Source organism: uncultured Parabacteroides sp. (assembly GCF_905196875.1).
Classification (GTDB): Bacteria; Bacteroidota; Bacteroidia; order Bacteroidales; family Tannerellaceae; genus Parabacteroides.
Genome location: NZ_CAJJWO010000067.1, coordinates 1 through 20,740, shown reverse-complemented (window position 1 = coordinate 20,740; position 20,740 = coordinate 1). Strand labels below are relative to the sequence as shown.

Annotated in this window: 20 protein-coding genes; 3 read left to right on the top strand and 17 right to left on the bottom strand. The window is 41.2% G+C overall.

Going from position 1 to position 20,740, the window contains the following annotated elements:
- Position 1: 1 nt before the first annotated feature.
- The 11 genes from QZ076_RS17570 to ppdK all read right to left on the bottom strand — a co-directional run bounded on the left by QZ076_RS17570 (position 2) and on the right by ppdK (position 12,246).
- Complete coding sequence (locus tag QZ076_RS17570) at positions 2-2,191, bottom strand: kelch repeat-containing protein (RefSeq protein WP_293715406.1); 2,190 nt, start codon at positions 2,189-2,191, stop codon at positions 2-4.
- Between the two features lie 11 nt (positions 2,192-2,202).
- On the bottom strand, positions 2,203-3,144 hold the full coding sequence (locus QZ076_RS17565) for a hypothetical protein (protein ID WP_293715403.1): 942 nt from the start codon (positions 3,142-3,144) through the stop codon (positions 2,203-2,205).
- Positions 3,145-3,152: 8 nt separating this feature from the next.
- The gene (locus QZ076_RS17560) at positions 3,153-5,012 is read right to left on the bottom strand and encodes a serine/threonine-protein kinase (RefSeq protein WP_293715400.1); all 1,860 of its coding nucleotides are present in this window, start codon (positions 5,010-5,012) and stop codon (positions 3,153-3,155) included.
- A gap of 45 nt (positions 5,013-5,057) precedes the next feature.
- Positions 5,058-5,861 (bottom strand): protein phosphatase 2C domain-containing protein, encoded by an 804-nt coding sequence (locus QZ076_RS17555; protein WP_293715397.1) that lies wholly within the window; start codon positions 5,859-5,861, stop codon positions 5,058-5,060.
- A gap of 14 nt (positions 5,862-5,875) precedes the next feature.
- The gene (locus QZ076_RS17550) at positions 5,876-6,391 is read right to left on the bottom strand and encodes an FHA domain-containing protein (RefSeq protein ID WP_293715394.1); all 516 of its coding nucleotides are present in this window, start codon (positions 6,389-6,391) and stop codon (positions 5,876-5,878) included.
- A complete protein-coding gene (locus QZ076_RS17545; protein WP_075557468.1) occupies positions 6,388-6,630 on the bottom strand; it encodes a hypothetical protein in 243 nt (80 codons plus the stop codon). The genes QZ076_RS17550 and QZ076_RS17545 overlap by 4 nt, the downstream gene beginning before the upstream one ends.
- A 132-nt stretch (positions 6,631-6,762) precedes the next feature.
- Positions 6,763-7,416 (bottom strand): FHA domain-containing protein, encoded by a 654-nt coding sequence (locus tag QZ076_RS17540; RefSeq protein ID WP_075557467.1) that lies wholly within the window; start codon positions 7,414-7,416, stop codon positions 6,763-6,765.
- Positions 7,406-7,804, bottom strand: a complete 399-nt coding sequence (locus tag QZ076_RS17535) for a LytTR family DNA-binding domain-containing protein (RefSeq protein WP_075557466.1) — start codon at positions 7,802-7,804, stop codon at positions 7,406-7,408. The genes QZ076_RS17540 and QZ076_RS17535 overlap by 11 nt, the downstream gene beginning before the upstream one ends.
- A gap of 213 nt (positions 7,805-8,017) precedes the next feature.
- The gene (locus QZ076_RS17530) at positions 8,018-8,983 is read right to left on the bottom strand and encodes a fimbrillin family protein (protein ID WP_293715388.1); all 966 of its coding nucleotides are present in this window, start codon (positions 8,981-8,983) and stop codon (positions 8,018-8,020) included.
- Between the two features lie 146 nt (positions 8,984-9,129).
- Entirely contained in the window at positions 9,130-9,348 is a 219-nt protein-coding gene (locus QZ076_RS17525; RefSeq protein WP_075557464.1) for a hypothetical protein, read from the bottom strand.
- A gap of 177 nt (positions 9,349-9,525) precedes the next feature.
- Entirely contained in the window at positions 9,526-12,246 is a 2,721-nt protein-coding gene (ppdK, locus tag QZ076_RS17520; protein ID WP_293715383.1) for a pyruvate, phosphate dikinase, read from the bottom strand.
- A gap of 192 nt (positions 12,247-12,438) precedes the next feature.
- Here ppdK and rlmD point away from each other — a divergent pair, with 192 nt between their 5' ends.
- Positions 12,439-13,854: a 23S rRNA (uracil(1939)-C(5))-methyltransferase RlmD gene (gene rlmD, locus QZ076_RS17515; protein WP_129733663.1), complete on the top strand. Its 1,416-nt coding sequence runs from the start codon at positions 12,439-12,441 to the stop codon at positions 13,852-13,854.
- A 13-nt stretch (positions 13,855-13,867) separates the two neighbouring features.
- Positions 13,868-15,265: a transglycosylase SLT domain-containing protein gene (locus QZ076_RS17510; protein ID WP_293715380.1), complete on the top strand. Its 1,398-nt coding sequence runs from the start codon at positions 13,868-13,870 to the stop codon at positions 15,263-15,265.
- On the opposite strand, the gene QZ076_RS17505 is transcribed toward QZ076_RS17510, so the two are convergent.
- The 6 genes from QZ076_RS17505 to QZ076_RS17480 are packed head-to-tail and all read right to left on the bottom strand — an operon-like array spanning position 15,266 to position 19,035.
- The gene (locus QZ076_RS17505; RefSeq protein ID WP_293715377.1) at positions 15,266-15,790 is read right to left on the bottom strand and encodes an ATP-binding protein; all 525 of its coding nucleotides are present in this window, start codon (positions 15,788-15,790) and stop codon (positions 15,266-15,268) included.
- 2 nt (positions 15,791-15,792) lie between these two features.
- Positions 15,793-16,542: a PHP domain-containing protein gene (locus tag QZ076_RS17500; RefSeq protein WP_293715374.1), complete on the bottom strand. Its 750-nt coding sequence runs from the start codon at positions 16,540-16,542 to the stop codon at positions 15,793-15,795.
- Complete coding sequence (locus tag QZ076_RS17495) at positions 16,539-16,877, bottom strand: DRTGG domain-containing protein (protein ID WP_293715371.1); 339 nt, start codon at positions 16,875-16,877, stop codon at positions 16,539-16,541. The genes QZ076_RS17500 and QZ076_RS17495 overlap by 4 nt, the downstream gene beginning before the upstream one ends.
- Complete coding sequence (locus QZ076_RS17490) at positions 16,864-18,243, bottom strand: [Fe-Fe] hydrogenase large subunit C-terminal domain-containing protein (RefSeq protein WP_293715368.1); 1,380 nt, start codon at positions 18,241-18,243, stop codon at positions 16,864-16,866. The genes QZ076_RS17495 and QZ076_RS17490 overlap by 14 nt, the downstream gene beginning before the upstream one ends.
- A gap of 6 nt (positions 18,244-18,249) precedes the next feature.
- Positions 18,250-18,672 (bottom strand): anti-sigma regulatory factor, encoded by a 423-nt coding sequence (locus tag QZ076_RS17485; protein WP_293715365.1) that lies wholly within the window; start codon positions 18,670-18,672, stop codon positions 18,250-18,252.
- An 18-nt stretch (positions 18,673-18,690) separates the two neighbouring features.
- Positions 18,691-19,035 carry a hypothetical protein gene (locus QZ076_RS17480; RefSeq protein WP_293715362.1) on the bottom strand — a complete coding sequence of 115 codons (345 nt, stop codon included), beginning with the start codon at positions 19,033-19,035 and terminating at the stop codon, positions 18,691-18,693.
- 113 nt (positions 19,036-19,148) lie between these two features.
- On the opposite strand from QZ076_RS17480, the gene QZ076_RS17475 reads away from it, so the two are divergent.
- Complete coding sequence (locus QZ076_RS17475) at positions 19,149-20,522, top strand: aminopeptidase P family protein (RefSeq protein ID WP_293715359.1); 1,374 nt, start codon at positions 19,149-19,151, stop codon at positions 20,520-20,522.
- The last annotated feature ends 218 nt before the right edge of the window (positions 20,523-20,740 follow it).

The window sequence follows — 20,740 nt, the reverse complement described above, 5'->3', positions numbered from 1 at the left end:
ATTAGTTGTCCCATGATGGGTCGTAGGTCATTAATGTTGTATTGAAATAATCCATACCTAAAATATAGATCATGTCATTCAATACATATACTTTAAAGTTTTTAATCTTTTCCGGAAGACAGGTAGAACGCTGATACCATTTGTCTTCAGTCAAATTATACTGCCAGATTATGCCACTGTCATCAATAACATAAATATTATCTTTATAAACAACTCCAGTTGATACTTTATTCATTAATCCAGGAGGTGTTTCCAATGAAGTCCAATCTTTGAAGTCACCAGAAGAAGTAAAGAACCCACATTCCGAAGGCTTATTACCTAAGCCAACATAAGCGTTTCCATCCTTCATTAATGCAATACCTCCACTGAATGCAACGTCGAATCTGCTTGATCCATTCCAAGTTTTGGTATTCATATCATAATAGTAAATCGTATCAGTAAGTGCTGAATTTAGATTAACTCCCCCGATAAGATAGATTTTATCATTTGAAACAAAACTAACAGCATCATATCGGATATTTTCACCTAGTAACTCTTCTTTGAATTGTTCCCATGTGTTTCCACTATATGAATAACAAGTCTTTAAGATACCATTTTGTCCAAAGCCTGATTGTCTACCTCCAAGTGCATAAACTGTATTTTCATTTGTACATACAGATATATTAGTCGCTTCTTTATCATAAGAGCGATACTGCATCCAAACATTATTATCAGCATTGTATCCAATCAATTCTTTTGTACGTGTAGAACCAAAATCTCCACCCAAAATAAAAGCATCATTACCAAGCGAAAATGCCGCAAATTCTTTACGAAGTCCCCAATCAACAGGGAATGGTTTTATATCTGTAGTTGAAAAAATAGGTGGTGTAGTAAACGAAACTGCACTGCTTGATCCCGTACCAAATTTATTTTTAGCATAAGCAATTACATAATACTTCTGATTTCCTTTTAGTAGTTTAGGTAATAATACGTTAAATCTATTATCTGCATCTAATTTTAATTCTTCTCTGCTTAAGGTTATTTTTTCATCCTTATCAGGATTTGGGGTTGCAGATAATGAGTAACAGATAACAATTTCTGAAACAGTACCTCTACCATCATCCTTCAAAACAGCACTCACTGTAACATTTCCATCTTCCATCACATAGTTTGATGCTTCATCCATAAAAATAGTAGGAGCATCACTTTTAGCAGAAAATTCAATGCTATTCGGAGTATAAACAGTACCAAAAGCATTTACTGCATAACTATGTACAAAATATTGTGTCTGTGCTTTCAGGTTAGGTATCACACCAACAAAGAATCCGTCTTTGTCTACAGTACATTTTATGGTTGAATCTTCTTGAATATTAGGCCTACCAACTGCTTTAACATCACTCCAGCAAAAACCGATAGAATCTAACTCTCCATCCCCTTTTTTTACTAATTTAGCTCTAACTGTTACCTGCGTATAATCAGTCTCAATTACTGACAGGAAACCAAGTTCAGGATGTCCGTCCAGAGTTTTAAAACTTTGTCTGTCGGTATCGAATTGTCCAAAACTATTTTCCACAATCGCTTCAATAACATACTCTGTCTCAGGCTCCAAATCTGTCAACGTATGGATAAATGTAGAATCTGTCGGCATTTCATTCATATCAATCTTGATAATTGAATCTAATTCAGAGTTCTTATATAAATTGAAACCGACCATTTTAATTTCGCCTTCACCTTTATCTTTAATTAAACCTCCCACTACGGCAGAAGTAGCAGTAACCTCCGTAACTTCAGAGGTAATGACACTACCAATACCGGCATTCGTATTAATACCTAAAGTATCTCCATAAGTTATACCCTTCTTATTTCTTGCATAGGGACTAATAAAATAAATAGTATCATTTTTCAACTCCTTTATTTCCTGTTTGAATTCCCCTTTTCCATTTTCTAAATTAGTTTCTTTCTTAGTCTTAACATCGTTCGTGTTTTTCAGCCAATAGATAAAACCACGCTCTGTTACCGGATCGCCATTTTCTTTTTTCACCGTAGCTTTAGCAACAATCGTCGTTGCAGTGATATCAACATTGGCTCTTGTAAATTTCTCTAACTCCGGAGCAAAAGCATTTTGGAGAGTCGGATCCATATCCGGCTCTTCCAGACATCCGGATAAACTTATAGCAAACAGTGTGAATAATAGTAAGTATAATTGTTTCATGTTATTATCAGTTAAAAGAATACACCAAGACCGGCATTAAGATCAATATATTTAAAATTCAGAGTATTACAACCTGCACTAACAAATACAGGCCCGAACTTTACCATAAAATCCAAATCAACAACGACTCCTTCATAGGAATAGTCTGTGTTCTTAGCCCAGAATATATTTTTATTATTGGAATCGAAATGATCAGTAGTTATATACTCGTATAGAAGTTCTCTCTTTCCATATCCTAATCCGACAGAAGTGTATAACCAAGGAACACATTTAATAACTACCCCGGCCGAAGCTGCTATATTGTTGGACTTCTTCTTATTGGTGAAATTTACGGAGAAATTCTCCGGTGGAGGAAGCAATTCATGATCACCCCGACACTCACCCGTATAATCATCAAAAGATAGATTTGTCCTGAACCTGGCATACCATCCAAACCGTTCACCTACCCCTCCTACTGTCAGACCATAAGGTGCTTCGATAGAAAAAGCATATCCGACGAAGAACTTCATAGGTTCTCTCGGCTTTCTCTCTTGTATGGGAACATAGGTTATCGGTTCTACCGGTTTACGAAGTTCTTCCAACCGGTCACTCCAATAGGAAACTAACTCGTCACTGATAGGAGTTCCTATACCTTCGTTATAGTATACAATTAGTTGAGCAACTGCTGTTGAGTCATTGTCTGTTGCTTTTACAGTCAGACAATTCAAGCATTTGGTCATTAAACTGCGCATAGAGGCACGCATTTTTTTATTTGTCTTCCATATAGCAGTCAATTGATTGATACTGTATGAATCGCAATTGCTGATCCCTTCTTCGTACCACATCCTTGCATCACTATAATCCTGGCGTTTCATTGCTTCGTCGCCTTTTCTATTGTATTCAGTCCGTTGTTGTGCCAGTAAACATTCCGGAAGCACAATAACTAGTAAGATAAGTATCCAAAGTCTTTTCATAAACACATTTAATAATACGGTACACCTTGATTAATCAACACTCCTTCTGTATTATATATGTCAAACAAACCGTCGGCACGCTCAAATGCTCGTCCATTATCTGCTTTTCCTACATTCTTGTAATTACAAGGAATGTGTTCCATCGCTTCAGCATCAATAGCACCATAATTTCCGGTTGATTTCTTTCGTACAATTGTATATTTTCCAAAAGACATCTTTTCTTCGTATTGGGCTTTTCGCTTTGCCAGATTACTTTCATTTTCTTTGAGTTTACAATCTCCAATAAGATCAAACAACTCCTGTGTCATTTTGATCTCTGAAGCCTTGGTAAAATCAGCTTTTGCACCAGAGAAATCAGCAGTGGTCATCTTCTCTTTTCCTGAATTGATTAAAGATAGATATTCTGCATTAATTTCCTCTTTCGAGCGTTCCGGCAACCTGGTTACCGGTTGTTCAACATTTCTCACTTCGGGCTTAACCTCCGGTTTTACAGAAGCCGGTTGTTGTGCAACAGCTTCAGGCTTAATTTCCGGTTTGATTTGAACTTCCTGTTGATCTTTATTTGTTTTACCATCGTTTACACTTTCAGTTTCTATTTTTTCTTTAATAACTTCGGGTGTATCACTTTCTTCCGTCACATTCGATATAACCGGATCCTCTACAGGGTCTGTTTTCCCTTCCGGTATCGCATTTACCATTTCTGCTACCGGAGTTGTCGGTTTATGCCGTTGTACAAAGAGAGCTAACGCCGAACCTATACTTGCAAATATAATAATAAGTAAAGATATTAACGTAACTTTTCTTTTTTTCTTTTTAGGCACAGCGGGTATACCAACGTTATTCAATACCGTTTCATCGTCTTCCACTCCTTTTGATTGAGGCAGACGAGTTGTAAATAAGATTGTTGTCTCGTCTTCCTCAAAATACTCGGGTGACGATATATTTTTCTTTACTGTCTCTTCTTCAATCTGGGGAAAATCTAGTTCCGCAAGCATTTCCGATACAGACTGGAAACGGTCTGCCGGAATAATTTGCATAGCTTTAATAATGGCAGCCTCTGTTTTAGCAGAAATGACCGGATTCAGTTCACTGGGAGCCGGTAATGGACGTGTTGCCCGCAGAATAGATTCTGTAGGTATCTTTCCGGTCAACAGATTATACATCGTTGCTCCTAACGAATAAATATCCGGACATGGAGAAAAATTTTGGGTACCTTCATTGTCGTATTGCTCGATAGATGCAAAACCTTTCGATAAGGTTAACATAGTGGTACTAGTTTCCTGCTGTTCGATATCATATCGTTTACTTACACCGAAATCAATCAGTCGGGCTTTCCCATTCTGATCAATCAATATATTACTTGGCTTGATATCCAGGTGAAGAATATTTTTCTCATGAACAAACTGTAGAGCCTCCCCGATCTGATGAACATATCTCAACATTTTAGCTTCAGGCAAAACTCCTTCCTTATCCATCATATATTTAAGGCTATTACCCGAAATATACTCCATAGCAATATAGGCAGTATCATTTTCTTCAAATACTTCCAATACATTAACAATATGGGGATGATGAACTTCAGATAATATCTTCGCTTCTTTGATCAGCTTTTCTTTGAACTTATCAAAAAGAGCCCTTCCCGTTTCAGAATGCACCCTGACAGCATAAGACTCAGGATCTCTGTAACAGTAATCTTTGAAAAAATATTCTTTTACGCATATAGGAACCTCGGTTTTGATAGTTCCCAGCGGTCCTTTAACCTCTGTAAACCAAACGCCTTTGTAAGTTATACCAAAGCCGCCCTGACCAACTATATGGGTAAGCCTATATTTTCCATTTTGAAGAAGATGTCCGTTTGGCAAATTCATAACTTCTCGTGCAATTCTCTTTTTAATCTGCCAAAATTACGTTATTTATATAAAAGAATAAAGGAAAGAGAGAATATTTTGTTTTATTCCGATAGATTCACCAACATTTTGAACTGGTAAAATATAAAAAGAAAAGTTGTCCCTGGTTTTTCCGCAACAAGAGGCCATGATAGCCTCTTTAATGTCTTCCGGATTGCTGTGAGTGGAGAATATATATGATAAATCCTCATTCTTAAGGCGTTCCAACACACCATCGGTACACATAAAAAAGAAATCGCCAGCTTGTATATCGTTTAATAAGGCGACATCAGCTTCTGTTGGATGTTCTGTTCCCTGTATAGCACGAATAATTACATTTTTCTGAGGATGGGTGAACGCTTCTTCTTTACTAATTTTTCCTAACTTGACGAGGGAATTTACCAATGAATGGTCTTCTGTCTGGTAGATAATCTCCCCCCGGCGAAACTGATAAATCCGGCTATCTCCGATATGGGCAAGCGTTATACCTGAAATTCCAACAGACACCATAGTTAACGTAGTGGCCATTCCTTTAGCCTCCGGATGTGAATTTACATAATCGTCAAAACGTGCTTCTGTATACCTGATCGCTTTATTGATAAATTCTTCCGACGGTTCTTCTTCCAGAAAAGTAGAGAAAAAACTTTGAAAAGATTCGCAAGCTAATGAGCTGGCAATCTCTCCTTTTTCCGATCCGCCTACTCCATCACAGACCAGAAATAGCTTTTGATTGGAATTTACCATTTCTGGTAACGGATAGATAGAATCCTCGTTGTTTTGTCTACCGCCTTTTTCACAGACAGCCCAAGGTTTACCAATCGTTATAATCATAGCACGAACAAATTTTATTCATTAAATCGAAGAACAGTATGGCCGATAATGATCTCGTCATTATTTTTTAGCACTACTACTTCTCCATTCTCCAGGTAATTGCTATTATATAACGTATGGTTCTTACTATTATTGTCAGAAAGATAATGTTTATATCCGCCTTTAGGATCTTTTTTAACTTCTATTCGTATATGCTCCCGGCTCATTGATTTGTCGGCGGTCACGATTCCTATTGTTGCACTGGATGCATTAGACTTACGACCAACGATTGTAAGACCTTCGTAGAGAGGGAAAATTTGCTCGGGAGTTGCCGGATCACTCACAACTGTTAGTTGTCCCGTACTGTTCGATACCGGATTAACAAGAATTGTATCCTGATCAGCATCAATATCATTCTTTCCCAGTTGAAGCAAAGAGACAGGAATCGACTGTTTGCACTTCGGACATTTAAAGGAGGTAAGATCGAGGGGTAATTTCCCCTCGTCTACCTTTAATCCTACGTGACAATGTGGACATCTAACTGAAATCATAGCATAAATGACAAATCAGCTTCATCGATATCAGTAGAGAAAGTATCATGCATATCAGCATCAGATAACATTATAGTATCATCAGATAATGTAATAAAATCTGAAACATCCATACTATCATTGTCGATAACCACGACATCAGATAAATCATTTTCCCCATCCACATCTACAACTACCGCATCACTAAATACGGAGTCGTCACCGTCGAGTGTAACGAATGTGTATTCCTCCTCTTGCATACTGGTTTGATATTAAATAATCTTTCTGGAAACAAAAGTAGGAAAAGTAACGGATTAATAAATATCTAATTCTCTCTTATAATCAAAGGATTGGGTTTTCTGTACAAACGGTGCCCTTTTGAGATACGAAACTTATTCATTGACCCACTTCGCTTTACAGGAAGAAACAGGACATTGCTTTCTGTTTCTTAGCGATTCCCAAGGTATTTCACCAAGAAAAGTACCACATTTAGGGCAAACATAATCTATTTTGAACTGGTTTGCTATATCTTGCAGCTGCTGTGGGGTCTTAGATGCTTGCTTCGCACCCAGATAGATACCTACTGTTGGTGCACAAATGGTAATGAACAAACTCAACCCAAACAACTCTGGACTCCCCTTGCCTAAGAAACCTATTATAACGCCTATTATACCAGGTAAAGCAAAGGGTAACGACTGGAATAGTCTTGTTTTGAACTGGTTAGCAGATTGTATCTTAACTTTTGCTTGAATATAATTATCATATACATTCTTCAATGCTGCAAACTCTTCACTATAATCATTATTAGATTTAGATGCTTCAGACAAGTTCAATATATATCCGGTTCCAAGCACGATCTTATCTGTCGGTGTAACACGCTTTTTGACGATCTGTGAGCCATTGACGAAAGTTCCGTTAGTAGAGCCGAGATCTTCCAACAACCAACAGCCATGATCCTCACGAACCAGACAAGCATGATGTCTACTTACATGAGGATCATTAACTATAAAATCATTATCTTCAGCTTTACCAATTTTAATCTTCATCTTTAATTTCTTTTGGTTCTTCTGATTTACCCATCTCCTTTTCCAACGATTCTTTTAGCACTTTTAAAGGATCTTTGGATATTATAAGTTCACGAGGTTTGCCCTCCTCAGTTAATAATAGCAGTTTTTGTTTAGGTAAATTGATCTGCAAAATATGATTTTTATTGATGATATGACTTTTTCCAACTCTCATTAATATCTTGTTACAGCCGGCTACCTGCTTTTCAAGAATTTCTTCTATTTTACCGATATTAATAGCAAACGTAAATTGGATCCCATTGGATAATAGTAATTTAGTATAATTTCTGTCAGCTTCAAAGTAGAGTATCTGCCCTATCTTTATTCGTAACAACTCATCCCTCGTCTTAATTATTAAATACCGCTCCATACGTTGATATTGTTTTTTTTATTTCATCAAGTAACAAATATACGGTATTTTATCTTTATACCGGCAATAATTTATAAAGAAATATAAATGGAAAGAGGAACATTTCTCTGATATATTCCTCTTTTATTCTTGAATCTTAAGTCGTTTGACAAAGATTAGTTATCGTTTAAATTTCAATCGCTCTGCCTAAAAGAGGCAAATGAGGGGAAAATATTACTTCAAAGTGGGATAAAGAGGGTTCCCCGTTTCATCCACTTCTGTCCAGTTTTTCACATTTACACTTGAAAATGTAACCGTATTTCCATCTATTATTGCATTAAACAAATAGGAATTACCACCTTTTAGTTCTCCTTCCGGAACCGGAACATCCACTGCATAAGTTCGTAATGCATTTTCTCCATTAACCATCACATCCATTGTGAGAGATAAAGGAATTGAAATTTTCAGAGGGAGCATAATGTATTGTGCCAAAGAGCCATTTATACCCATTTTATCCGGAGAATCCAATGTCGTAGCCGGAGAGATAGCTCCGGTTGCCAAATCCATACTGGCTCCCGGGTACGAAGGAGTAATCATTGCTGAAACCAGTTTATTCAATTTAATTCCATCCCCTTCCGTTACCTCAATAACGACCTGGGTTGCTGCATGTAAATACACGATTGGAATATTTACCTGAGTACTTGCCACATCCAGATTAGGACTGTGCCACCATAAATAATCTATTCCGTTAAATAAAGGCTCCGACTTTCCTGATAAAAATTTCGGAGGTATAGTTGAAAAATTATCAGACACTGCATAAAAGTCGAAAACACCATTTTCCAGATACATCTTGTATCCATTTACTCCGGTCAATACTCCCGGAGAAGATGTTATATACAATCCTTGGGCCGATGGTGTTTGTTTTGTACCACTCTGTGCAGAGGGCTCAAAGGCATATAATGTACTTTTTATACCTTGATTCATTGGTGACATAGCCCGCGTGAGTAAATTACGATCTTCAATAGAGGCATTAAATGTGATCAGGCTTGTGCCATCAGGATTACTTCCTTCCGATCCTGATGGTCCGTTTTCTTCTCCGAGATCCAGTATTATTGTGTTTTTACTACATCCTGCAAAAAAAAGGATCACACCACCTATTAATACCATTGCTTGCGTTACTTTGAATAAATCAGCTTTCATAACCAACTATTTTTAATTATTTGTCTACATAATACATTTAGAAATATGTTTTGGTTCAATCAAGTGTAGGATATGAAGCTTATTAACACAAAAGGAGGATATTCTGAAATAGAATATCCTCCTTTAACAGGTATAAATACGAAGTTTTATCCTTTTAGTTTTGCTTGAATTACGCGTAGTAAACGAGCCTGGATTTTCATTAATGTTGCAACTTCTTCACTTTCGAAGTCGATGTCGGATATTTTTATTTTCTGTTCTACCACAACATCTTCATTCTTAGCGCCATTCTCAATTTCTACAGATAACTCATCTAGCTGAGCTTTAATTTTCTCGATCTTCTTTGAATAATTTACTTTACGTGCCATAAGTCTTTACTATATTAATAGATAAAATGAAATATTTAATACAAATGTAATTATAATTTGAAGATAACGAAATAAATGCCTTATAATAGTATATATTTTAAAACGAATTAAGAAGGATATTCAAAAAGAATACCCTTCTTAATTTATCGATTTATCACTTATTTATTACAGTAAATCTCAATCTTCTATCGCTGCCTGTGCCGCTGCGATACGTGCAATAGGCACGCGGAACGGTGAGCAGGATACATAATTTAAACCGACTCTGTGGCAGAACTTAACAGAAGAAGGTTCACCTCCATGTTCGCCGCAAATACCACATTTCAGATCCGGACGGATAGCACGACCTTTTTCTGTAGCCATCCTTACAAGTTGACCAACACCATTCTGGTCTAATACCTGGAACGGGTCTACTTTCAGGATCTTCTTTTCCAGATAGATAGGAAGGAAAGAGGCGATATCGTCACGAGAATAACCGAATGTCATCTGAGTCAAGTCGTTTGTTCCGAATGAGAAGAATTCGGCAGAAGAAGCGATACGGTCGGCAGTCAAAGCAGCACGCGGAATTTCAATCATTGTACCAACTTTAAATTCGATACGATCTCCTGCTTCAGCAAACAACTTTTCTGCGGCATCACGGATTACTTTTTCCTGTTCTTTAAACTCATACAAGATACCTGTCAGCGGAACCATAATTTCCGGTTTAGCGACAATACCTTCCTTCTTCAATTCCAGTGCTGCACCTAATATGGCACGTGTCTGCATTTCTGTGATTTCAGGATATGTATTACCCAAACGGCAACCACGGTGACCCAACATCGGGTTATGTTCGCAAAGTGATTCTACACGCTGCTGGATAGTCTTTACAGAAACCCCCATAGCAGCTGCCATTTCTTCCTGGCCTTTCAGATCGTGAGGAACAAACTCGTGCAAAGGAGGATCGAGCAGACGGACAGTGACAGGCAGATCATGCATAGCCTTGAAAATGCCCTTGAAGTCAGCTTGCTGATAAGGTAAGATTTTCTTCAATGCATTCTTACGTCCTTCTGCATCTTCAGCCAGAATCATTTCACGCATTGCCTTGATCTTTTCACCTTCAAAGAACATATGTTCCGTACGGCATAATCCGATACCACTGGCACCGAATGCACGGGCTATTTCTGCATCATGAGGAGTATCCGCATTGGTACGAACCTGTAGTTTTGTGTATTTGTCAGCCAGCTTCATCAATTCTGCAAAATCATCAGACAGTTCAGCTGCAGTCGTTTCTATTTTACCTTCAAATATCTCTCCGGTAGAACCGTTGATAGACAGGAAATCACCTTCTTTCAGTGTAACACCTCCTACTTCGATTGTCTTTTTCTTATAATCGATATTCAGACCACCTGCACCGGATACACAGCATTTACCCATACCACGGGCAACTACAGCAGCGTGTGATGTCATACCACCACGGGCAGTCAGGATACCTTCAGCTACAGCCATACCGGCAAGATCTTCAGGAGATGTTTCGATACGAACCAATACGATCTGTTTTCCTGCAGCATGCCATTCAGCGGCATCTTCAGCAAAGAATACGATCTGGCCGGTAGCAGCCCCTGGAGAAGCAGGTAATCCTTTAACCAATACTTTTGCTTTTTTCAGAGCAGCCTTATCGAATACCGGGTGAAGCAGTTCATCCAACTTATTCGGTTCGATACGGGCCAATGCCGTCTTTTCGTCAATCATACCCTGGTGAAGCAGATCCATAGCGATCTTAACCATAGCAGAACCGGTACGTTTACCGTTACGAGTCTGAAGGAACCACAGTTTGCCTTCCTGTACAGTAAATTCCATATCCTGCATATCACGATAGTGATTTTCCAGTTTCGTCTGCAAAGCATCCAGTTCCTTATAGATTTCCGGCATAGCCTCTTCCATAGAAGGATACTTAGCTACTCTTTCTGCTTCAGGAATACCTCCACGTTCAGCCCAACGCTGTGAACCGATCTTTGTGATCTGTTGCGGAGTACGGATACCGGCTACAACGTCTTCACCCTGCGCGTTGATCAGATACTCACCATTAAACAGGTCTTCACCGTTACCGGCATCACGAGAGAAACATACACCCGTTGCAGAAGTTTCACCCATATTACCGAACACCATAGCCTGAACAGTAACCGCTGTTCCCCATTCGGCAGGAATACCTTCCATCTGGCGATAAAGGATAGCACGTTCGTTCATCCATGAGTTGAATACAGCGCAAACAGCACCCCATAATTGTTCGTAAGCACATGTCGGGAAGTCGTTTCCGGTTTGTTTCTTAACGGCAGCTTTGAATTTAGCCACCAATACCTTCAGGTCATCGACGGTCAGTTCGTTATCCAACTTCACTCCTTTGGCCTCTTTTACTTCTTCAATGATGGCTTCAAACGGGTCGATATCCTCCTTACTGGTCGGTTTCATACCCAAAACAACATCACCGTACATTTGTACAAAACGGCGATAAGAATCCCATGCAAAACGAGCATTGCCAGTTTTACGTGTCAACCCTTCCACTACTTCGTCGTTCAATCCCAGGTTAAGGATCGTATCCATCATACCCGGCATAGAAGCGCGTGCTCCGGAACGGACAGAAACCAACAATGGGTTTTCTATATCTCCGAACTTGGAATTCATCAACGTTTCTACATTAGCGATAGCCTTTTCAACGTCCGACTTCAGTAACTCTACTACTTTCTCCTGGCCCAGTTCATAATATTCCGAGCAGACATCTGTAGTGATAGTGAATCCCGGAGGAACCGGAACACCAATTAAATTCATTTCGGCAAGGTTTGCACCTTTACCACCCAGCAGATTCTTCATATCCGCTTTTCCTTCGGCCTTTCCATTTCCGAATGTGTAAACTCTTTTCTTTTCCATGTGTCAGACAGTTTTTATTTATTAGATTTCAGTTTTGCTATCTCTACATTGCAATGGTGCAAATATATGCTATTTGCGAGTACACAGGATATGGAAAGTTAATTAATTTTATATGTTTTATAACCATTCCTTAGTATTCATATCAGCTAAATATGTACATTTGCGTGGCGAAAATTTTAAACACAGATAAAATTGGCAAGAAATAAGAAGCAGTTACCCTTGTTGGAAAAGGTAACAATTACAGACGTAGCCGCTGAAGGTAAGGCGATTGCACGAGTGAATGACAAAGTAGTTTTTGTTCCTTTCGTCGCTCCCGGCGATGTTGTCGATATCCAACTCACCCGTAAAAAGAATAGTTATGCCGAAGGTAAGGCAGTATACTTCCACGAGTATTCTACGGAACGCAGTACCCCTTTCTGTGAACATTTCGGTGTTTGCGGCGGGTGTAAATGGCAACATCTCCCCTACAAAGAGCAGCTAAAGTATAAACACAAGCAGGTAATCGACAATCTGACCCGTATCGGAAAGATAAAAATGGAAGAGATTTTCCCAATCCTGGGATCTGAACGCACCACCTTCTACCGGAACAAACTTGAATATACTTTCTCCAATAAGAAGTGGCTGACGGAAGAAGAAGTAAAGTCGGGAGCAACATTCGATTGCATGAACGGTGTCGGTTTCCATATCCCCGGAATGTTCGACAAAGTACTCGATATCAACAAATGTTGGTTGCAGGATGATATTTCAAACCGTATCCGTCTTTGTATCAAGAACTATTGCCTGACACACGAAGGATATCCTTTCTATGATCTGAGAAATCAGGAAGGCTTCCTGCGTACATTAATGATCCGTACAGCATCGACCGGCGACCTGATGGTTGTCGTTGTATTCTATCATGAAGACAAAGAGCGTCGGGAAGCTTTATTATCCCATGTCGCTGAACAGTTCCCGGAAATCACTTCCTTATTATATGTAATAAATGAAAAGTGTAACGACACGATCACCGATCAGGAGATTTGTGTTTTCCGTGGTAAAGACCATATCATCGAAGAGATGGAAGGCCTCCAATTCAAAGTCGGAGCAAAATCATTCTATCAGACAAACAGCGAACAAGCCTATAACCTGTATAAGATAGCCCGTGAATTTGCCGGACTGACCGGAAACGAAATGGTATACGACTTATATACAGGAACCGGTACGATCGCTAATTTTGTATCACGCCAGGCAAAGAAAGTCATTGGGATAGAATATGTTCCTGAAGCCATTGAAGATGCAAAAGTAAATTCAGCACTGAATAAGATTGAAAATACACTCTTCTATGCAGGCGATATGAAAGATATTCTTACTGCCGATTTCATAAACCAACATGGCCGTCCGGATGTTATTATTACTGATCCGCCACGTGCCGGCATGCACGATGATGTAATCAACACCATCCTCTTTGCCGAACCGGAGCGTATCGTCTATGTCAGCTGTAACCCGGCAACACAGGCGCGCGACTTAAGCCTGCTCGATGTGAAATATGCCGTAAAAAAGGTACAGCCCGTAGATATGTTCCCACATACGCATCATGTGGAAAATGTAGTATTACTGGAAAAGAAAGAATAACATATATATAATAATGTATAGGAAAATCGTCTCCCTTTTGTATATCGCTTTGCTTTTGAGTAGCTGTTCCGGCAATAAGCAACAAGAGCAAAAGGAAGACGATTTGGTGTCTATGGACCTTCCTCAGTTAAAGGCAGCCGGTGAGATCACTGCCGTTACGCTTTACAGCTCTACCTCTTATTTCCAGTATAAGATGGAACCGATGGGATACGAATACGATCTGATCAAAGACTTTGCCCGTTCTGAAGGGCTGAAACTAAATATCAAAGTAGCCGAAAACGCTACCCGCCTGATCGAAATGCTCGAAGCCGGTGAAGCTGATGTCGTAGCTTACCCTATCCTGGTGAACAATAAGTTGAAAGAAAACTACCTTTATTGCGGACGTGAAGAACAAACCAGCCAGGTATTGGTGCAGCGTGCCAACAAAGGCGACACGATCCTTACAGACGTAACACAGCTTATCGGTAAAGACATCTATGTAAAGCCGGCAACCAAATACTACCAACGTTTGAAAAACCTGGATGAAGAATTGGGGGGCGGTATACATATAAAAGATATAGAAAAAGATACGATTACCACCGAAGACCTGATATCGATGGTTTCGCAGGGAGAGATCCCCTACACTATCAGCGACGATAACATTGCCCGCCTGAATAAGACTTATTTCTGGAACATCAACGTTTCACTGAAAGTCAGCTTTATGCAACGCTCTTCCTGGTTGGTTCGTAAAACCAGTCCGAAGCTGGCAGAAGCGATCAATGCCTGGGCTTCCGATAAATCAGGTTCACATGTCTATAAAGCTGCGATGAAGCGGTATTTCGAGTTAAGTAAACAACCGCTGACCGTCGATCTGCCCCCTGTAAAAAACGGACATATCTCCCCATACGACGACCTGTTTAAAAAGCATTCCAAGAATATAGGATGGGATTGGCAACTGCTCGCTTCCATTTCTTATCAGGAGTCGCATTTCAATCCTTCGGTTGTTTCATGGGCAGGTGCCGAAGGTCTGATGGGTATTATGCCGAACACAGCCCGGGCGCTTGGTGTTACTCCGCACGAACTGAAAGATCCCGATATCGGTATCCGTACCGGAGTGGACTGCCTGCGAAAGTTTCGTCAGGGTTTTTCTGAAATAACAGACCCACAGGAAAAGATCAAATTTACACTGGCTTCTTACAATGCAGGTATCGGACATATTTACGATGCACAACGGCTGGCGGAGAAATACGGGAAGAACCCGTTGATCTGGGAAGATAATGTGGCAGAATATATCCGTCTGAAAAGTGATCCGGAATACTATAACGATCCGGTCTGCAAACATGGTTACCTGCGTGGATCGGAGACATTTAATTATGTTCGCGAAGTTATGCAACGGTTCGACTATTACAAAGCGAAGACCAGCCATCGTTAATCAGGCCAGATTTTCGGCAATCATTTCTTTCACAGAAAGTATGACTCTTGGATGATTGAGTGGGATGTCCTCAAAGACACTTAGAAGTTCTTCCGTACTCAGTTCAAATTCCAGCTCTCCTTTTTTATACATAAAACACACATTGATCCCGGGATTACCGGTTATCAACATAGCCACGGTTCCCGGCAAGTCACCCCAGGGCGGACAGTCTATATGGGAGGTATTAAAACATGCCATAACCTCCGTACCTTCACCTGGTTGGGATACAATCTTTACACTCCCGCCAGTCTGTTCCGCATTCTGAATAAGGAAAGGTATTCCCAATCCGAATTTACGGGTAGTACGGGTCGTATAAAACGGACTGGTAACACGCGATACTGTTTCGGCATCCATCCCACAACCGTTATCTGCGATACGGATTGTTGCGAAACCTTCGTCGATAACTATCTCCAGAAGAATCCGGGTTGCTCCGGCACGTATACTATTGGAAGCTATATCGGTAATATGGAATGTAAGCGTATTCATTATTATAGCGTATTAACGGAATATATTGCATGGCCCCGGCTCTTACTGTAAGCCATCTTCAAGTTATCGAATAAAGGTTCCGAGGCCTGTATCAAACAAGGTTTAGTTCCTATCTGCTCCGGGTAGTGAGCATCGGAAGCCGGGTATGACGTATAGTTCGAAAGATACTTCTGTTCGGATTGTAAACGGGCAAAACGTGAAGCATCTGTATATTCAATAGCATCTAAAGGTAATGACGGATCGATAAACCCCAGTTGGCTGATCAGGCTAAAGGAAGGCCGCTCCACATGCGCCGCAATAAAGAGTCCATCCAACTTTTTGACAAAGGCAGCTACCTGATTTACATTTTGATCGAGTGCAGAGATCAGAAGATACGGTGCCTCTCCCATTATTTCATCGTTCCGGTTCACCCAAACCTGATCGCCAAAACGCTCGGGATCGTTCGGGACAGGCGGAAGATGCCGGTCGAGATATTCCTGAAAAGCAGCCCGGGAATCTTCAGTTCCGAACAGAGCCAGACAATGCGCTTCTTCACGGGTACAAACTTCCGCCCCGGCAAAGACCGTCAGTCCGGCTTCAGTCCCCAAGGCCTGTATTTCGCAACATTGCAAAGTACTGTTATGGTCAGTTATGGCAATGATATCCAATTCACGGGCAAGCGCTGTCTCAACAATGACCGTAGGACTCATATCCAGACTTCCGCAAGGCGAAAGGCACGTATGAATATGTAAATCAGCCCGGTAAAGCGTCATGTCTTTTGCAGGAGTTGATAGATCTTACCGGAAGCGATAAAAGCAGAAAGCGATGTACCCAATACAGGAATCCCTTCTTCTCTGCCCTTCTGCAATGTTTCATCATCCGGTGAAGCTCCGTTGACTACCAACACGGCTGCTGCATCTTTCAGTGTGCCGACAGCTACGATATTCTGATGGGTTTGCATGGTTATCCATAGCATCCCCTCTTCCATATGTCCCATTACGTCACTCAACAGATCACTGGTATAACCACCTTTTATCTCCGTATCCAGGTTCTCCTCGCCACAGAAAACAGTAAGTTCCAGTTCTTTTATCAGATCACTGACCTTCATATTTTGCTCCTTTCTTATAACAATCTTTATTTAAACGATCTTTCCCCCAAGTCTTTTCAATCAGACGGAAGGCATGTTCCTGATCCAGTTTACCATGCTTCTCCATGTTACGCTGCATAAAGACACAGTCGCTGAACTGAGCTTCATGGCGTACTATATCTTCGGCCAGGCTCTGGCAGTTCGGATTTCCGCAAGCCCCGCAATCGATACCCGGCAGGTAACACATCAAGTGACGCACCTGTTCCATCTTTTTCAATACATCTTCGATACCGCCATCATAAAGCAATTTCGGGTTAGGCTGAAGCGGACGGATGGTAATGTGCTGTTTCAAATAAGCTAAGGCACCGAAACGTTCGGAGGCATAGATAAGCGGAGCCTTGTCACGCTTCATCGACCGCTTCATGATCCGTTCAGAAGTCAGGAAGCGGTTCGCAACGGCAAGTACACCTCCGGCACAACTACGGTCACAGGCACGAAGTTCGAGAAAGTCAACATTGCGAACCTCGTTGGTGGTTTCCATCCGTTCCAGGAAATCGATCACATTATGTATTTCATCGATGGCCAGACAACGTCCGGAAAAGTGTTTAGCCTCCCCTCCCGTCTGGCTCCACCGCATTTCTTTCTTAGTGAGTGCCGGCGGAAGAACACATTCTGGTTTGTAGCCCTTCGGACGGTTTTGCAGGATATGATATACCTTATTATATAATGTATCCATATTGATCACCCCGTTGATTGTGGAAGAATATCCATCTTCCCCTTTCAGGGCTGCAATCTTGGCTGCACAAGGTGTGACGTAAAAGAGGCCGATCTGCTCCGGCTCGTATCCTTCCTCGGTCAATACCTGATGATAATAGGTTGCCGTCGCATTCACCGGAGTCTTCACCAGCAGGATATTATCGACCAGTGCCGGGAAACGGATCTGTATCAGGCGCACAATAGCCGGACAGAAAGAACTGATTACCGGCTTATCTTCAGCAAGTTCCATCTGGCGGAGCATTTCGCGATGTATCATGTCAGCTGTAAATTCGACCTGATAGACATGAGTAAATCCAAGCTCATACAGCGCACTGAATATCTCTTCCTCTGTCGTATATTTCGAGAACTGACCGATAAAAACCGTAGGAACCAAAGCCACACGGCACTCGTAACCAAATATTTTCTGGAAGTCATCCTGTTCCACAGAGATCGCTTCCGTCGGACAAGCTTTCAGGCATTCACCGCAATCGACACACCAGTCTTTACGTATCACGGCTTTTCCATCGCGGATGCGGACTGCCCGTGTAGGACATTTCGTCATACAATGGGTACAGCCGATACAACGATCGTTATCGATTTTCAGGGCATGATAAAACTTAGTTTTCTCCATGATGCATTACTCCTTTGTTGCGAACCAGGTAATCATGCGTACAGTCGTTCCTATGCCTACCTGGCTCTCTATTGTTAGTTCGTCCACATTTTTCTTCATATTAGGAAGCCCCATTCCGGCACCGAATCCCATCTCCCGTACAGCCGGTGAAGCAGTAGAAAAACCTTCCTGCATTGCCTGGGATATATCAGGAATACCGGGACCCTCGTCTTTCAGTACCAGAGTAATCTTGTCGGCATCCAGCGTTGCTGATACATTTCCTCGCCAGGCATGGGCTACCACATTGACTTCCGCCTCATATAAAGCGACAACGATCCTTTTTATGATACGGGAATCGATTGATAATTGCTTCAATACCTTCTTTATCTGGCTGGATGCGTATCCGGCTTTCGAGAAGTTTCCCCCTTCCAGTTCAAAACTAAATTGCATGCTGATTTCCTCCTATCTTTAAAACACAGGCAAAAGGCCGCTACTAAACAACTCCCCCACTGTATGATACATGGAATGTTCCGTCTCTAGCAGAATCATATTGTTTTCAGCCGCTACTGTCAGCATTTCGTCCGTCGCCCGTTTTCCTCTGACGAAAAGGATACAGGAGACGTCTGCCATTTCGGCCGTACGGATCGTTTGCAGATTGCATAGTCCCGTGATGAGAATTACTTCATTACAATCCACCGTCAGCACATCGCTCATCAAGTCGCTGGCAAAAGCGCATTGCACTTCATGGTCTAGCTTATCGCCCCCGCATGCTACGGTCGCTTCGGTAAGTTCTTGTATCTGCTGAATCTTCATAATGTATGCAAGGTTTAATTTCGTGACGCCAATGTAAGAAATATTTTTTAATAGATGTCCGTTAGTTTATATTAATTACTATCTTTGGTAGCAATAAATAAAATCCTAAAGTTATGTTTAGCAAAGAAACGTATATGGCCCGCAGGGCTAAACTGAAACAGACTATCAGTTCAGGTTTGTTGCTTTTCCTCGGAAATGATGAATCGGGTATGAACTATGCAGATAATACATACCACTTTCGCCAAGATTCCACCTTCTTATATTTCTTCGGACTTCCCTACGCCGGATTGTCTGCCATCATCGATATTGACAACGATAAAGAAATTATTTTCGGCGACGAACTGACCATCGATGCAATCGTATGGATGGGTACGCAGCCTACCCTGAAAGAAAAGAGTGAAGCTGCCGGTATAACCGAAGTTCGTCCGTTTAAAGAAATAGAAACTTATCTGAAAGCAGCACAGCAAAAGAGCCAGCGTGTTCATTACCTGCCTACTTACCGTGCCGAACATCAGATCAAGCTGTTCCAGTGGCTGGGTGTAGTACCGGGCACAGAACAACCTTCGGTTCCTTTCATCCTGGGCGTTGTAAACCAACGTAATTATAAGAGTGCGGAAGAAATTGCAGAGATCGAAAAGGCTTGTACGGTTACTGCCGATATGCACCTGACCGCCATGCGTACCGTTCGTCCGGGAATCCGTGAAAGCGAAGTGGCTGCCGCAGTGGCTGAAGTGGCTTATGCCAATAACTACCAGCTTTCTTTCCCTATTATTGCAACTATCAACGGACAAACGTTGCATAACCACGATCATAGCAATATGATCAAGAGTGGTGATATGTTGCTATTGGATGCCGGTGCAGAAACAGAAATGGGTTATGCCGGCGATATGTCGTCTACCATTCCTGCTGACGCTAGATTCACAACCCGTCAGAAAGATATCTATGATATTCAGGTAGCTGCCCATGAAGCTGCTGTTGCCGCCCTTTGTCCGGGCATTCCTTTCGTCGATGTTTACGAGCTGTCTTGTAAGGTGATTATGGAAGGTCTGAAGGATCTTGGATTTGTAAAAGGCGATCCGATGGAAGCAGTAAAAGCCGGTGCTCATGCTATGTTCATGCCGTGCGGATTAGGACATATGATGGGACTCGACGTGCATGATATGGAAAACCTGGGTGAAGTATATGTCGGTTACGACGGACAGCCAAAGAGTACAGAGTTCGGCCGTAAGTCTCTCCGCCTGGGACGTAAATTGGAACCGGGCTTCGTATTGACTATCGAGCCGGGTGTTTACTTTATTCCCGAACTGATGGATTTGTGGAGAAGCCAGAACAAGTTCACCGAGTTTATCAATTACGAAAAACTGGTTACTTACAAAGACTTCAGCGGTATCCGTAACGAAGAAGATTACCTGATCACAGAAGACGGCGCACGTCTGCTGGGTAAGAAGATTCCTTTGCATACGGATGAAGTGGAAGCATTACGATAAACATGGCAACGAGTATTAAAGCCTTCACTATTATCTTCTGAAGGTTAATGCGCTGTAAAACAATATGTAAACTATCCATATAATGGGTGAAGGATTGATTAAAAAGGTGAAGGGTTAGTTTAAACCTTTCGCCTTTTTTGATTTTGTTTGTTTCAGTTCTTGACAGATTTGAATGTTACTTTTCTCTTGAAAGAAAAGTAACCAAAAGTTCAAGGCTG

What these genes read in the sequence shown, in the direction of transcription:
- QZ076_RS17500 (WP_293715374.1), bottom strand. Translation starts at nt 16,542, where the DNA reads ATGACGCTTTACCGGGCTGATTTACATATTCATACGTGCCTTTCGCCT.
- QZ076_RS17540 (WP_075557467.1), bottom strand. Translation starts at nt 7,416, where the DNA reads ATGAAGATTAAAATTGGTAAAGCTGAAGATAATGATTTTATAGTTAAT.
- QZ076_RS17555 (WP_293715397.1), bottom strand. Translation starts at nt 5,861, where the DNA reads ATGATTATAACGATTGGTAAACCTTGGGCTGTCTGTGAAAAAGGCGGT.
- ppdK (WP_293715383.1), bottom strand. Translation starts at nt 12,246, where the DNA reads ATGGAAAAGAAAAGAGTTTACACATTCGGAAATGGAAAGGCCGAAGGA.
- QZ076_RS17485 (WP_293715365.1), bottom strand. Translation starts at nt 18,672, where the DNA reads ATGCAATTTAGTTTTGAACTGGAAGGGGGAAACTTCTCGAAAGCCGGA.
- QZ076_RS17535 (WP_075557466.1), bottom strand. Translation starts at nt 7,804, where the DNA reads ATGGAGCGGTATTTAATAATTAAGACGAGGGATGAGTTGTTACGAATA.
- QZ076_RS17560 (WP_293715400.1), bottom strand. Translation starts at nt 5,012, where the DNA reads ATGAATTTGCCAAACGGACATCTTCTTCAAAATGGAAAATATAGGCTT.
- QZ076_RS17480 (WP_293715362.1), bottom strand. Translation starts at nt 19,035, where the DNA reads ATGAAGATTCAGCAGATACAAGAACTTACCGAAGCGACCGTAGCATGC.
- QZ076_RS17510 (WP_293715380.1), top strand. Translation starts at nt 13,868, where the DNA reads ATGTATAGGAAAATCGTCTCCCTTTTGTATATCGCTTTGCTTTTGAGT.
- QZ076_RS17550 (WP_293715394.1), bottom strand. Translation starts at nt 6,391, where the DNA reads ATGATTTCAGTTAGATGTCCACATTGTCACGTAGGATTAAAGGTAGAC.
- QZ076_RS17490 (WP_293715368.1), bottom strand. Translation starts at nt 18,243, where the DNA reads ATGGAGAAAACTAAGTTTTATCATGCCCTGAAAATCGATAACGATCGT.
- QZ076_RS17495 (WP_293715371.1), bottom strand. Translation starts at nt 16,877, where the DNA reads ATGAAGGTCAGTGATCTGATAAAAGAACTGGAACTTACTGTTTTCTGT.
- QZ076_RS17505 (WP_293715377.1), bottom strand. Translation starts at nt 15,790, where the DNA reads ATGAATACGCTTACATTCCATATTACCGATATAGCTTCCAATAGTATA.
- QZ076_RS17525 (WP_075557464.1), bottom strand. Translation starts at nt 9,348, where the DNA reads ATGGCACGTAAAGTAAATTATTCAAAGAAGATCGAGAAAATTAAAGCT.
- QZ076_RS17530 (WP_293715388.1), bottom strand. Translation starts at nt 8,983, where the DNA reads ATGAAAGCTGATTTATTCAAAGTAACGCAAGCAATGGTATTAATAGGT.
- QZ076_RS17475 (WP_293715359.1), top strand. Translation starts at nt 19,149, where the DNA reads ATGTTTAGCAAAGAAACGTATATGGCCCGCAGGGCTAAACTGAAACAG.
- QZ076_RS17545 (WP_075557468.1), bottom strand. Translation starts at nt 6,630, where the DNA reads ATGCAAGAGGAGGAATACACATTCGTTACACTCGACGGTGACGACTCC.
- QZ076_RS17565 (WP_293715403.1), bottom strand. Translation starts at nt 3,144, where the DNA reads ATGAAAAGACTTTGGATACTTATCTTACTAGTTATTGTGCTTCCGGAA.
- QZ076_RS17570 (WP_293715406.1), bottom strand. Translation starts at nt 2,191, where the DNA reads ATGAAACAATTATACTTACTATTATTCACACTGTTTGCTATAAGTTTA.